Source organism: Burkholderia sp. Bp9031, from assembly GCF_003857965.1.
In the GTDB taxonomy this organism is placed as follows: domain Bacteria; phylum Pseudomonadota; class Gammaproteobacteria; order Burkholderiales; family Burkholderiaceae; genus Burkholderia; species Burkholderia ambifaria_A.
Genome location: NZ_QTPW01000032.1, coordinates 56,949 through 70,828, shown reverse-complemented (window position 1 = coordinate 70,828; position 13,880 = coordinate 56,949). Strand labels below are relative to the sequence as shown.

Sequence of the window (13,880 nt, the reverse complement as noted above, 5' to 3'; positions counted from 1 at the left end):
CGATTCCGGGGAGGCTACATGGACTCGATCTTTTACGGCTTTGTAATTCTCACCTTCGTCGCAGTCGTGCTTGCGATCGAAGGCGCCTATCAATGGTGGAATGCACGGCATGGCGTGGCTGCGCGCCGGATCGAATCGCGCCTGCGCGCGATGTCGGCCGGCGGCAATGTACAGCAGGAGCGGATGTCGATCCTCAAGAAGCGGATGCTCGACGAGTCGAAGTCGTTCGACCGGCTGCTGCTGCGCGTGCCACGCGTGCATGCGCTCGATTTGCTGATACAGCAGTCGGGTCTCGACTGGACGATCGCGAAGCTGGTGACGCTGACTGCCGCGTTTTCGGTTGCCGCCACGCTGATCCTGAGCTTCACCACGTTGCCGATGCTCGTCGTGCTGCTCCTTGCGTTGCTGTGTGCGTGCCTGCCGATGATGCACGTGATGCGCCATCGAAACCGGCGGATGATCAAGCTGCAACGTCAGCTGCCGGACATCTGCGACATGATTGCGCGCGCGTTGCGTTCCGGTCATTCGTTCACGAGCGCGCTCGGGATGGTCAGCGAGGAGTTTCCCGACCCGATGGGCGGCGAGTTCCGGATCACGTTCGACGAGATCAACTACGGCGTGTCGCTGCACGATGCACTGGTGAACCTCGCCACCCGTGTGCCGGTACAGGACCTGCGCTATTTCGTGATCGCGGTGCTGATCCAGCGCGAGACCGGCGGCAACCTGGCGGAACTGCTGGACAGTATCGCATCGCTGGTTCGCGATCGCTTCAAGCTGTTCGACAAGGTCCGCGTGTTGTCGGCGGAGGGACGGTTGTCGGCCTGGATCCTCGGGCTGTTGCCGTTCGGAACCGCGGCCATGATGGCGATAGTGAACCGGGAGTTTCTGTCGGTGCTTTGGACGGATCCGGCGGGGATCAAGATGGTCGGCACGATGTTGTTGTCGATGGCCTTCGGTCTCGTCTGGATGCGCCGCATCATCCGGATTCGCGTCTGACGCGTGTCACAGGCTTCACGAACCGTATCGAGGTTGTCATGCAAAACCTGAGCGTAGTACATGCCGTGATGCTGGCCGGATTGTTCATCTTCGTGGCCGGTGGCGTGCTCGTCGCGATGCTGTTGTTCGCACCGCGCGACATGCAGCGCCGGATCCAGCAGGCGGGCGGGACAGGCGTGGTGGGCGGCATGGGCGCGGCCGACGGCGGCGATTCGGCTCCGCGCTGGGTCGAGAAGCTCGTCGAGCTGTCGAAGCCGATCTCAAAGCTGTCGGTCCCGCAGGACGGATGGGAGAATTCGCCGCTGCGCGTGCGGCTGATGAATGCCGGATGGCGCGATTCGAACGCGGCGGCGCTGTACTTCACCGCGAAGACACTGCTGGCGCTCGCGCTGCCGTGTGTTGCGTTGCTGTCGCTGATCTCCACGCGGCTCGCGGAGCAGCGCATGCTGCTCTCGTTCATCCTCGTCGCGCTGGCCGGGATCGGCTACTACGTGCCTAACGTGCTGCTCTCGCGGCGGATCGCGGCGCGTCATCAGGCGATCTTCGAGGACTTTCCGGACGCGCTCGATCTGCTGACGGTGTGCGTCGAAGCGGGGCTCGGGCTCGATGCGGCATTGATGAAAGTGAGCGAGGAGCTGCGCTTTCGCAGCGAAGTGGTCGCAAACGAGTTCGCGCTGCTACTACTCGAGATGCGCTCCGGCTTCACGAAGGAAACCGCGTTGCGCAATCTCGCGCTGCGAACCGGCGTCGAGGACATCGAATCGTTCTGCGCAATGCTGATCCAGGCAGATCGCTTCGGCACGAGCATCGCCGAATCGCTGCGCGTGCTGTCGGACATGCTGCGCACGCGGCGCCGGATGCGGGCCGAGGAGCGGGCCGCGAAGATTGCGCTGAAGCTGCTGTTCCCGCTGATCTTCTGCATCTTCCCGGCGCTGATGTGCGTGTTGCTTGGGCCGGCGATGATTCACGTGTACCGCGTGCTGCTGCCGACCTTCGTCCACGTTGGGCACTGAATAGTTGCGCGGAGCGCTGCGCAAAACGGATTGCGTGCCGGCCCCACATCACAGGTCAGCCGGCACGGCCACCGTCTTCATGGGAGGCTCCTTCTCCCCCGGGCGGCGTCGCGAGAGAGGTTGATCATAGCGACGTCGACGCAACCCGGACCCATGGTCGACCCTGGATGCAGCCGTAGTCCACTGCCCGCGCGGGTGGCCCCCTACGACTAACCCGAACACAGTCGCGGCAGCGCGCCGGCCGAATCGAAAAAGCAATCCGACTGGATCGATCCGCACAACTGAACTAATCCGAATCAATAATGTGCGCGATTGTTTATCGAAGTATCGATCGGAATTACCCACCCGGCTCTTCTTTCCCCACTCACGGGAAAATCACGTTTGTCGGAACGTCTCCTTTCGCGAAAGTGAATTGTAATGACAGGGGCGTGCCCCTGCCGGCATCGAAGTAGCCGGTCAGAGGCAGGCCTCCCGGCCGGCGAACGGTAGCCCGTCTGTCCCTGTCCGCATGCGCCGGCAGGCGCCATGCAGCCGAAAATTCCCTTGAAATCCCCGATTCGAATTTCTAGCATTATTCAAAATCAGTGCTGAATCACGACGGGAACGGGACGCGCATTCGGCCTCTCGGAAATATCCAAAGAAGCATTGAAAATCAAGCGACTGCCCGACGACACGGAAAACAGGCCAGTCATGCACGATCAAGGCCGGGGGAATCATGAACGAGCAAGCAGCGATGTGCAGGCGGCTTGATGCTTCGTCGAGCAGGCGTTCGGCCGTCCGGCACGGTCCTGCGCATCCGCCGCGCGGCATTGCGCGTCCTTTACCCCCCGATTCCTGACAGCCGGTGCGGCCGACCGCGCCCGGAACACCTCCTGCTCACCGATATCCTGCGCATCGGCGCCCCCGCGCATCGGCCCGCACGCGGCCGGCGTGGCGACGCGCGTCGCGCAGTCGACGGACCGACATAACAATTCGAACGAGGGACGCAGCATGGCCATCCATGTGCCTGTGACACGCCGGACGTTTCTGAAGCTCGCCGGCAGCGGCGCCGTCGTCGCCGTGTCGGTCACCCATTTGCCGGCCGTCGTACTCGCCGCGGGCGAGACGCAGGCCGACGCGAACGGCCCGAACTGGGCACCCGTGCCCGGCAAGGCGCGCTGGCGCATCGACGGCATGCCGAAGGTGACGGGCCAGAAGATCTACGCGCGCGACTTCAAGTCCCGCGACTTCGTCGGCTGGCCGCAGCAGGAAAACTGGCTCTATGCGCTGCGCTGCGACCGGGTCGACGCCGTGTACCAGGGCTACGACCTCGGCGTGCTGCCGCCCGAGCTGCGACCGATCGCCGTCGTCGACAACGCATTGCTGAGCGCGCGCCGGATTCCGCTTGCACCGGAACCCGATCCGATCGCGAACCAGGACATCTACTGGCTCGCGCGGGCCGGCCATCCGGCGGACTGCTACGGACAACCGGCCGCGCTGCTGATCTTCGCGAACTTCGACGTCTATCGTCGCGCGAAGAAGCTGCTCGACTTCAATCGCGGCGCGATCCGCTACGGCGCGCCGGTCGGCCCGGGGCCGGCCGCACCGGTCGTCCCGTATTCGCCCGTGACCATCTACGTGCGCGACGACGAACAACATTTCAGTTACGTCGACAACTACCAGACCGACAGCAACGGCAAGCCGACCGCGAAGTACCTGGCGGAACGCGAGGCGGCGGTCGCCAACATCGACGCGACGGTCGCCCGCAATGCAGCCGCCGGCACGTGGATCGGCGTTCGGGCCACCGGCGACGGCGGATTCGAGACGCCGGCGATGGACCCGATGTTCATGGAGCCCGAGTCGGGACTCGCGTGGTACGACGCGTCGGCCGCGAAAATCAGCCTCGTTCTCGGCACGCAGTCGGCGAACGACGATGCAACGGGCGCGTGCGCGCTGTTCGACGGCAGCGACATCTCGGTCAAGGAGGCGCATGTCATCGCGTGCTACCCGGGCGGTGGCTTCGGCGGACGCGACAAGTCCTATTTCCCGCTGTATCTGGCGCTTGCTGCCCCGTTCGCGAAGGGCGCGCTGCGCTGGCAGCAATCGCGCTACGAACAATTCCAGGTCGGCCTGAAACGCTGCGAGACGCAGTTTTCCGAATCGCTGTGGTTCGACCGTCGCGGCAAGCTCGAAGCGATCACCTGCGATTTCCTGATGAACGGCGGCGGGAAGAAGAACCTGTCGCCGTACGTGGCGCAGCTTGCCGCGTTGAGCGCGATGAGCTGCTACGAGATCCCGCGCGCACGCGCGCAGGCCGCATCGACCTACACGCGGGAAGTCTTCGGCGGGTCGCAGCGCGGCTTCGGCGGACCGCAGGCGTTCATGGCGATCGAGACGCTGATGGACGAAGCCGCGCGCCGGCTCGGGCTGTCGCCGTTCGAGATCCGGCGCGCCAATCTGCTCGGCAAGGCGCCGGGTCTCGGCAAGGGGCGCGCGATCACGGGGGCACCGATCCTGTTCGACCTGCAGCTCGACGCGCTGCTCGACCGGCTCGAGCGTCATCCGCTATGGCTCGAGCGCGAGCAGGCGCGTGTCGAGCGCAACGCACGCAGCCTCCGCTACGGCGTCGGTCTCGCGATGGCGAACGAGGCGTACGGCACGTCCGGCGACGGGATGTTCGGGATGGTGCAGATCCTGCCCGACAGCAGCCTGCGCGTGGTCACGCCATATACCGACATGGGCAACGGCGCGGCCACGACGCTGGGTCTCGCACCGGCTGAATTTCTCGGGCAAAACGCGCAAACGATTGCGATGAGCGAGATCGCGCCGTTCAACGCGCTCGGGCTCACCACGAAGGGCCCGTCGAGCGATCCGAAGTGGGTGCGCTACAACTATGGTTCGTCGAGCGCGTGCCTCGGCGCATTCCATCAGTACCACGCGGTGAAGGGCGCCGCGCAGGCGCTGTTTCTGCAAAGCGTGCTGCCGGCTGCGCGTGCGTGGTGGGGCGTGCCGGTACGGGCCGAGGACGTACGCTGGGTCGATCGTGCGCTCGTCGCGAACGGCCTCGCCCCGATTTCATGGCCGGCGCTGCTCGGCACGATCAGGAAGCTGGGCCTGCAGACCGTGGCGGCTGTGCATGCGAGCTATGCCGGGTACTTCTGGAAGGGCACTTATCCGTTCGCGTCCGGCAGTGCGCAGATCGACTACGACTACGTGGCGGTCGGCCTCGACCCGTATCGCCTGGCGTCGCTGCAGCGCGTGCTGCAGCCGCCACCGGTCAACACGACGCTCTACGGGCGCACGACCTATGCGCCGTCGGCGACGCTCGTCGCGGTGGCTGTCGATCCGGCAACCGGGCGCGTGAAGGTCGAACGCGTGGTGACGGCCGTGAGCGTCGGCCGGCAGTTGTCGCCGGAACTCGTCGAAGGGCAGTCGCAGGGCGCGGTCGCGATGGGGATCGGCAACGTGCTGACCGAAACCTGTCCGCTGGGGCCGGACGGGCCGGGCGGCGGTCGATGGAATCTCGATCGCTACGAGGTCACGCGGCTGCCGGATATCCCCGTGCAGGAGCTGATCGCTTTGCCGCCGCCGGCCGGCGATCCGGCGAATGCACGCGGCATCGCGGAAGCGGTGATGTGCCCGATCGCGCCGGCGCTGCTCAATGCGCTCGCGATGGCGACGGGGCGGCGGTTCCGGGTGACGCCGGTGACGCCGGAGAAGATTCGGGAGGCACTGCAATGAGCAATCCGGTCCGGATGACCATCAACGGCAAGCCCGTCGAAGCAGCCGCCGCCGACGGCGACATGAACCTCATCGACTTCCTGCACGAGCGACGGGACCTGACGGGCACGAAGCTGTGCTGCGGCATCGGCGTGTGCCGCGCGTGCACGGTCGGCGTGCGCAACGCGCCCGATGCGCCGATGGAAAAGACGCTGTCGTGCTCGACGCCGGTCAGTGCGATGGCGGACATGCACGTGTACACGATCGAAGGGCTCGCGCAGGGCGATGCGCTGTCGCCGCTGCAGCAGAGCTTTCTCGAGTCGTTCGCGTTCCAGTGCGGCTACTGCACGTCGGGCTTCCTGATGGCCGCGACCGCGATGCTCGACCATCTGCGCGCGCAGCCGGTGCACGAGCGCGATCTGGACGCGATGATCGAAACCTGGGTCGGCGGCAACATCTGCCGTTGCACCGGCTACGTCAAGTACATCGAGGCCATTCGCAAGGTGGCGCTGCGCTACACGAAGGGGGCGGCATGACGACGAGAACCTGCGTCGCCGCGCTGGCGACGCTGCTGGCCGTGCAGGTTGCGCCGGTCGCGCTCGCGGCGGGAAGCGGCGATGCTTCGCTGCATGAGTATGCGCAGCAGTGCACCGATGAAATCGGCGAGATTCCCGCGTTCGACTGCAACGCCGGCACCGATGTGCCGATCACCGTCAACGGCCGGGTGCCGGCACGCTATACGGCGCACATGACGTGCGATCGCCCGGCGCTCCTGCCGTATGACGCGCCGACGTCCGGGCAGTGCACGCCTTATTCGAAGATCCTCGACCTGTCCCACGGCGACACGCAGATCTCGGCGTTTTGCCGCCGCAAGCAGATCCGTGCGAACCGCAGCCCGTATTACGACGAAGTCGACATCGTGCTGCACCATGTCGGCAACGGCAAGACCTGCTGGTTTCATGCGGAGAAGGGGGGAACGGCCGGCATGAACGCTGCGCGGGTGCCGCCGCCGAACGAGACGACGCCGCCGCCCGGCCATCCGTCCGCGGCCGAGTTCTGGTGGAAGCCGGCCGCGACCGCGACGAAGCGCTGCGTATCGTGTCATGACGCGAGCCCGGTCATGTACAGCCCGTGGATCGGGCAGGTGTGGAACAAGGTGCCGACCGATCCGTGGGGCAAGTATGTGAATCTCGGCGCCGACTTCGCGTCGTGGACATCGCATGCGATCAGCACGCCCGGCAACACCTGCATCGGCTGTCACCGGATCGGCGACCAGAACAGCTGCAAGATCTATGTGCCGCTCGCTGCCGGGCTGCTGCCGCCGCCGAAGGGCAGCAATGCGCGTGCGAGCCGCTACCCGCTGACGCACTGGATGCCGATCGACAACAACAAGAGCCTCTATGAATGGAATGCGGCGAACGCGAAGTCGGTGAGCGACCTGCTCGAATGCTGTTCGGCGCGCGGCAAGAACGATCCGAAGTGCAGCTTCACGCCGGCGGCGCAGGCGGCGAAATAAGCCGCGCGCGCGCCGTGCCGGCGTGTCACGGCCGGCCCTCGCTCGGCACGTCCGATGCCTTGCTGAGCTCGGCCATGATGATTCGCGCGATCTCGTTGGCCGGTGCGCGTCCGTCGGGGCCGGCCGCCGTGTTCGCCCACGTGACGATCGTCGTCTTCGTGGCCGGATCGTAGCCCGCGAACGTATTGAAGCCCGGTATTTCACCGGTGTGCCCGTAGAACGTACCGAATTTCGCGAGTCCCATGCAGTAGCTGGCCGATGCCGGATTCGACGGATCGGTCGGCGTGCAGCTCGCGAGCCGTTGCGCCTGCAGGTCGGCGTTCAGGTAGCCGCCGCTGACCATCCGCTGCACGTACGCGCCCAGTTCGGTCGCGGTCGAGATGCCGGAGCCGGCTGTCCACGCCCACGACGTATTGACGCTCGTCACGTTGGTCGGCTGCAGCGTGCCGTCTTTGGTGGCCGCCTGACGCGCCGGGGACAGCGTGTTGCTGTCGAGGGTCTCCACATTGGTGCCCCATTGATAGCCCTGCGGCGCCGGCGCGGGCAGCGCCGTGTGGTCCTGCGGCGGCAGGGCGGTCTCGGTCAGGCCGAGCGGCGCGAACAGCCGGGTCCGGATCGCATCGGCGGCGCTCATGCCGGTGAGCTGCTCGATGATCAGGCCGAGCAGCACCGTATTCGTGTTCGAGTAGCGGAAATCCGCGCCCGGCGCGAAATAGACGGGCTGGCTCCGCGCGATGCCCAGCAGCTCATCGATGGTCCACACCTTGTCCGGCTGCGCGTCCAGCGTCTGGTTGAACGCGAGGTTCGTCGAGTAGTTGTAAAGGCCGCTGCGCATGGTCAGCAACTGCTCGATCGTGATCGAATCGCCGTTCGGCACGTTCGCGACGTACTGGCTGACATGATCGGTCAGGCGCAGCCTGCCTTCCTGCACGAGTTGCAGGATCACCGTGCCTGTCCACGTCTTCGTCACGCTGCCGATGCGGAAGTGCGCGTTCGTCGGGATCGGCGTGTTCGTGCCGCGCACGGCCGTGCCGAACGATGCGAGCCAGTTGCCGTGCGGCGATTGCACGTAGACGACGGCACCGGGTGTCAGCGTGTCCGCGAGCAACGCGTTGATCTGCGGGCGTGCCTGGGTTGCGTAGGCCGGTTCGCCGTCGTTGAGCGAGCTGTCGCCGCCGCACGCGGAAACGATGATGCCGACGGCGAGCGCCGGCGCAATCGTCGCCACGTGGTGCATCAGCCGCCTGGCGGCGCGCGGGAACGGCCGGTGAGGAGCAGAAGTCGCCATAGCGTGTTCCTTTTCTTGTTGTGATGCGTTGGTCTCCTTGCCATCCCCAGAACTATAGGACACGCATCCACACGCCGGAGGTGCGCGTTGCATTCGTCATACGATAGCGGCCCCGGCCGGAAACGCCGGCCGGGTTGGCGCGTCACTGAAAGTGATGCACGTACCGCAGCACCATCCGCGTGCCCTGCGGCCGGTTGCGCGCATAGACCTCGAAGTATGCGTTGAACATCAGGTGATCCTGCGGCGAGAAGCTGTATATCGCGCCCGGCCCGATTGCCAGCACGGCTTCCCGCGTGCCGGAAACGTCCTGTCCGTTCGCCTTCATGTCGGTGGTCTGGCGCAGCCAGTAGCCGTTGAGCCCCAGCCGCAGCCCGGGCCGCACTTCATACTCGGTCGCGAAGTTCGCGTGAACGGCCTGACCGGCCTGTGTCGAGCTCACGTCGGGCCCGAGCGCGGTCGCCGGCTCGTGATTGGTCGCGTTCCACAGATAGTGCAGGCGCCATGACACGGTCCACTTCGGCGTGACCCAGAACGTCGCGGCCCAGTACGGATCGAACGACCAGAAATGGCTGCCCGGATTGATCGCACGCGCCGGATCGTATGCACCGGTCGGCGCGATGAACTGGAATTCCACGCGCTGCGCGAAGCGCGGGCCCTGCGCACCCATCACCGGATCGAACTGGATGAACGGGCCGACCAGCAGGTCGCCGAACCCGGCACGGGAATTCAGCGCGACGTTGCCGATCCCGTCGTTCGTATGCACGGACGCCACCCACGGCAGGATCACGTCGAGCCCCGGATGCATGCCGCCGAACGTCAGCGGCGACTGGTAGACGAGCTGGCTCAGCCCGGCGAACAGGTCGATGTCCTGCTTCGGCAGACCGACCTTGTTGCCGGCATTGTCGTTGACGCGGCCGGCCGTGTAGTACTCGAGATACTGCGTACCGTACCAGCCGGAGCCGGCCGGCGGCATCCCATCGAGGAAGCTGGTCATCCCGAGGTTGACCGACGGCAGGTCGGTCGCATGAGCCGGCGCGTGTCCGGTCAGGCCGGCGAGCACGAGGCCCGCGATCGCAAGCAGGCGAGAACCGCATTTCATCACCATCACCACCTCCTGAATATTTATTTGTATAACTAATCAAACGGCGCGAGAAAGATCGGGATGGGACGAGATCGCACGATACTGGCCCGCATGGAACACGAGCGGCGCCTTCCCGAACGCGTCGAATGCCTCGATCTGACCGATGAACAGCAGGTGGTCGCCGCCTTCGTAATGCCCGACGTTGCGGCACACGAAACGCGCGCTCGAACCGTCGAGGCACGGCACGCCGCCTGCGTCGGCATCCACGTGCGGCACGCCGTCGAACTTGTCGGCGCTTGGCGTCGCGAAACGGCGTGACAGCTCGATCTGGTCGTGCGCGAGGATGTTGATCGCGAAGTGCGTGGCCGCGACGAAATCGGGGCGGCTCGGCGCAACCTTGCGCAGGCTCCACAGCACGAGCGGCGGGTCGAGCGACAGCGACGAGAACGAATTGGCGGTGAGGCCAACCTTGCGCCCGTCCTGCGAGCGTGTGGTGATCACGGTGACGCCGGTCGGGAATTGCCCGAATGCGGCGCGCAGTTGCAGCGGGTCGAGGCCCGGGGCGCAGGAAGCGGTGGTGTCCATGTCGCTTACTCCGAACGTGCGGCGTGTTCGCGGATCAGTGCCGCGCAGGCCGACGGGTCGAACCACCACGGCGCGAACTGGCGCGGATCGTCGAAACCGTCGACGATCGTTGCGGCGAGCGACGGCAGCTGGCCGGCGGCGCCGAGCAGCTCGAGAATGTGCGGCGGTGGCGGGGTGAGCAACGAGTTGGTCCAGCGCACGACGTGCTGTGCATAGGCCCAGTAGCGTTCGAACGTTTCGTGCATCCAGCCTTCGTCGAACGGCGTGGCGTCGCGCGCGAGGATCGCGTCGCCGTACACCTTCGCGCATTTCGCCGCATTGTTCGAGCCCTGGCCGGTGATCGGATCGTTGACGACCACCGCATCGGCCATGCCGAACACGGTGCGGCCCGACGGCAGGCGGAAGAACGGCTTGCGCACGGTCGGCGTGAAGCGCCCGGACAGCGTGCCGTTCGGATCGGTGAGCTCGACATCGCGGCAGCGTTCGAATTCCCACGGCACGTACTGCTGCAGGAACGACAGGCTGCGGTCGAGATGCTGCTCGGGGGTCTTCACGTCGGCCCAGCAGTCGAGCGGGCCGCCGGGGATCCCTTCGAACACCATGATTTCGCACGGGCCGGTCGTGGTCAACGCGGGAAACACGAAGTATTCGCCGATGCCGGGCAGCAGGTTGAAGCGCACGCGCGAATACGGCTGGCTCGGCGTCATCCCCTTCACGTAGGTGAGGGCAAGCGCGCGTTGCGGCCGCTCGAACGTGCTGCGCGCGTCGTCGCGGCCCAGCAGGTTGACGATTTCGCCCTTGCCGGCCGCGAGCAGCACGAGGTCGTGACTGCGCGCGAGCTCCTCGAGTTCGGGTACGCCAACGTCGCAGATACGCACGTCGGCGCCGCGGCGCCGGATCGCGTCGAGCCAGTCGGCCATCTTCACGCGCTGGTCGACCGATTGTGCGTAGCGGGTGAGCCGCGACGACCAGTCGATCGCTTTGCGGCCGCCGCCCTCGGGATGCGGCACCGCCACGCCGATGCCTTCGATGGACGGGCACGCTTCTTCCCAGTCGTTCAGGCCGAGATCGCGCTCTATCTGCAGCGCGGTATGGAACATGCACTGGCTCGACATGACCTTGCCGGCACGGATCTGTTGCGCGTCGCGGTTGGTCGCGAGCGTGACGTGATAGCCCTGGTCGAGCAGCGTGAAGGCGAGTTGCAGGCCGGACTGACCGGCGCCGACGATAGCGATGCGTTTCATGATGAAATCCTTTGTAGAACGAATTACTCGGATCGGAATATGGACGAAGAAAACGATCTTGGGTTATTCCGCCAGACGCGGAATCGCCGGCACCGCCTGCTCGGGGCCCATTGCGGAATAGCCGCCGTCCACAGCGTAGTCGGCGCCCGTCACGAAGCTCGCCGCGTCGCTGCACAGGAACGTGACGACCTGCGCGACTTCCGACGGATCGCCGACGCGGCCGAGCAGATGAAACGGCGCGGCCACGCGGTCGGTTTTCGCGCGGTCGCCGTGCGTCAGCTCGTCCATCACGCGCGACCACGTCCACCCCGGCGACACCGAGTTGACACGAATCCGGTCGGCGGCGAGATCCATCGCCATGCTGCGCGTGAGCTGGCGCATCGCGGCCTTCGAGGTTGGGTAGAGCCAGCGGCCGGTCTGCGCACACTGCGCGGAGATCGAACTGAAGTTCACGATCGCGCCGCCGCCACGCCGCGTCAGGTAGGGATGAACGGCCTTGACCAGCATTGCGGCCGACACGACGTTGACGTCCATCGCCGCGAGCCAGTCGCGGCGCGACGCCTGGATGCCGTTGTCGACGTAGCTGCACGCCAGGTTGATCAGCAGGTCGATCGAACCGAAGCGTTCGGCGACGGCCGACACCGCGCGTTCGATCGCGCGGTCGTCGGTGATATCGGTCGCGATGAACATCCCGCGTTCGCCGAGCGTATGGGCGACGCGCGCGCCGTTTTCCGCATCGAGATCGAGGATCGCGACGCACGCGCCGGCGCGGCTCAGGTCCTGCGCGACGGCGGCGCCGATCAGCGTGGCGCCGCCGGTGACGATCGCGACTTTGCCAGCAAGGGCAGTCATGGGGTGTCTCCTGGAATGATTGAGTGAAGGCGGCGCGCGCTCGGCGCGCCTGCTGCGTATCCGCCGGCAATCACGCGCTGTCGTGCCAGCGCTGCATCAGCCCGTTCGACGGCACGGTTTCGTCGAGCAGCTTGCGCGCGGTTTCGACACCGGCGACGGGCAGCCCGGTCGCGTCGAGCAGGCCGATCTGCACGAGCACGCTCGCCTGATCCCAGTAGATGTGTTCGTGATACAGCTTGTCGCCGCGGAACTTGACGATCGCGACGAGCGGGATCTCGACGCGCTTGCCGGTCGGCGCGACGCCGGGCAGCATCCAGTCGATCTCGGTCGTGTGCGTGAAGCAGAACAGCAGTTCGTCGACGATCTGGCTCGCGCCGATCGTGCGCGAGATCGGCGTGATCGTCGTGTCGGGCGGGTTCGCATGCACGAAGTGATGCGTGTAGAAGCGCTTGAGCTCGTCGTAGCCCACGCCGCCCGTCAGCGTCGGAATATGGTTCACGTAAGGTTGCGCGACCATCGTGTCCATCGTCGCGTCGACGTTGCGCGTGTCGAATTCGTGCCGGAGATGCTCTTCCCACAGTGTGGACAGGTCGTAGTGCGGGCCGAGCGCCGCGCGGAACGCGGCGATCGCGCGCTGGTGCGCCATGATCGCGGCCGCCTTGTCGAAATGATCGCCACCGATGCGCGCGAAGGCATGATCGACGCCTGGGTATACGTACACTTCGACGCCGTCGCGCCCGGCCAGCGCAGCGGTGATGCGCTGCTGCGCGTCGGGCGGGCAGAAGCGGTCCTGCGCGGGGATCTGCAGCACGAGCCGGCCGCGCAGGTGAGCGGCCTCGTCGAGCGCGTGCTCGATCCCCACGCCGTAATAGCTGACGGCGGCGGCCACGTCCGGCAGCCGGCACGCGGCGAGATACGCGAGCTTGCCGCCGAGGCAGTAGCCGAGCACGCCGGCCTTGCCGGTGCATTCCGGCCGTTGCGTCAGCACGGCCAGTGCGGCGGCGACGTCCTCGACGCCCTTGTTTTCGTCGTACTCGCGGTACAGCGCCATCGCGCGCTCGAAGTCGGCCGCGGTGTACCCGAGTTCGATGCCGGGCGCCTGGCGCCAGAACAGGTCGGGCACGAGCACCGTGTAGCCTTCCTCGGCGTAATAATCGGCCACGTCGCGCATCGTCGCGTTCGCGCCGAAGATCTCGTGACACAGCACGATGCCCGGCCCTGTGCCGCCGGCCGGCGTGCTCAGGTACGCGCGAAACGCCCCGCCATCCGGCGACGGGATCTCGATGTGTCGTCCTTTCATGTGTCCCTCCATTCTGTTCGTGGCTTGCATGGGCCCAGTATTGGCGGACGAAACGCGCGCTTCTATCCGCTTTCTTCGGCCGGTATCCGCGAATTCCGGAAACCTGAGGATCGGCCCGCCGCGCCGGGGCCGGAACGCGGCGCACTGCGGGTATGTGCGGATGCGGAAGTCCCTCACAGTTTTCTACGATGCGCGAACGGTCCGCTTCTTGCGTCATGTGCGCAGGGCTTGCGTAGTGTAACGACGCGGACTGTCCGGATACTCCGGACACTATCCGGATCGTGCGACGGGATTCCCGGGATCGGG

12 protein-coding genes are annotated in these 13,880 nt (G+C 66.1%); 5 read left to right on the top strand and 7 right to left on the bottom strand.

The features are described 5' to 3' along the window. Positions 1-18 precede the first annotated feature (18 nt). On the top strand, positions 19-996 hold the full coding sequence (locus tag DIE15_RS30120; RefSeq protein ID WP_124835058.1) for a type II secretion system F family protein: 978 nt from the start codon (positions 19-21) through the stop codon (positions 994-996). A gap of 38 nt (positions 997-1,034) precedes the next feature. Continuing rightward, the gene (locus DIE15_RS30115; RefSeq protein ID WP_124835057.1) at positions 1,035-2,009 is read left to right on the top strand and encodes a type II secretion system F family protein; all 975 of its coding nucleotides are present in this window, start codon (positions 1,035-1,037) and stop codon (positions 2,007-2,009) included. Positions 2,010-2,722: 713 nt separating this feature from the next. On the opposite strand, the gene DIE15_RS30110 is transcribed toward DIE15_RS30115, so the two are convergent. Next, complete coding sequence (locus tag DIE15_RS30110) at positions 2,723-3,007, bottom strand: hypothetical protein (protein WP_124835056.1); 285 nt, start codon at positions 3,005-3,007, stop codon at positions 2,723-2,725. Between DIE15_RS30110 and DIE15_RS30105 the strand changes: the two genes are divergently transcribed. Genes DIE15_RS30105 through DIE15_RS30095 form a run of 3 tightly spaced genes read left to right on the top strand, consistent with a single transcriptional unit; the run spans position 3,000 to position 7,224 of the window. Then, a complete protein-coding gene (locus tag DIE15_RS30105; protein WP_124835055.1) occupies positions 3,000-5,729 on the top strand; it encodes a xanthine dehydrogenase family protein molybdopterin-binding subunit in 2,730 nt (909 codons plus the stop codon). The two genes, DIE15_RS30110 and DIE15_RS30105, sit on opposite strands and share 8 nt — an antisense overlap. Continuing rightward, a complete protein-coding gene (locus DIE15_RS30100) occupies positions 5,726-6,244 on the top strand; it encodes a (2Fe-2S)-binding protein (protein ID WP_057927386.1) in 519 nt (172 codons plus the stop codon). Before DIE15_RS30105 ends, DIE15_RS30100 begins: the two co-directional genes overlap by 4 nt. After that, on the top strand, positions 6,241-7,224 hold the full coding sequence (locus tag DIE15_RS30095; protein ID WP_057927385.1) for a hypothetical protein: 984 nt from the start codon (positions 6,241-6,243) through the stop codon (positions 7,222-7,224). Before DIE15_RS30100 ends, DIE15_RS30095 begins: the two co-directional genes overlap by 4 nt. A 25-nt stretch (positions 7,225-7,249) precedes the next feature. Here DIE15_RS30095 and DIE15_RS30090 read toward each other — a convergent pair whose 3' ends face one another. The 6 genes from DIE15_RS30090 to DIE15_RS30065 form a co-directional block, all read right to left on the bottom strand. Beyond that, complete coding sequence (locus DIE15_RS30090; protein ID WP_124835054.1) at positions 7,250-8,512, bottom strand: serine hydrolase; 1,263 nt, start codon at positions 8,510-8,512, stop codon at positions 7,250-7,252. Positions 8,513-8,654: 142 nt separating this feature from the next. After that, positions 8,655-9,611, bottom strand: coding sequence for a transporter (locus DIE15_RS30085; RefSeq protein WP_057927436.1), 957 nt, complete (start codon positions 9,609-9,611; stop codon positions 8,655-8,657). 39 nt (positions 9,612-9,650) lie between these two features. Further along, positions 9,651-10,178, bottom strand: coding sequence for a flavin reductase family protein (locus DIE15_RS30080; protein ID WP_057927383.1), 528 nt, complete (start codon positions 10,176-10,178; stop codon positions 9,651-9,653). 5 nt (positions 10,179-10,183) lie between these two features. Further along, positions 10,184-11,422, bottom strand: coding sequence for a styrene monooxygenase/indole monooxygenase family protein (locus DIE15_RS30075; protein ID WP_124835053.1), 1,239 nt, complete (start codon positions 11,420-11,422; stop codon positions 10,184-10,186). A 63-nt stretch (positions 11,423-11,485) separates the two neighbouring features. After that, positions 11,486-12,274 (bottom strand): SDR family oxidoreductase, encoded by a 789-nt coding sequence (locus tag DIE15_RS30070; protein WP_057927381.1) that lies wholly within the window; start codon positions 12,272-12,274, stop codon positions 11,486-11,488. Between the two features lie 70 nt (positions 12,275-12,344). Further along, positions 12,345-13,574, bottom strand: coding sequence for a dienelactone hydrolase family protein (locus DIE15_RS30065; RefSeq protein WP_124835052.1), 1,230 nt, complete (start codon positions 13,572-13,574; stop codon positions 12,345-12,347). Positions 13,575-13,880: the final 306 nt, after the last annotated feature.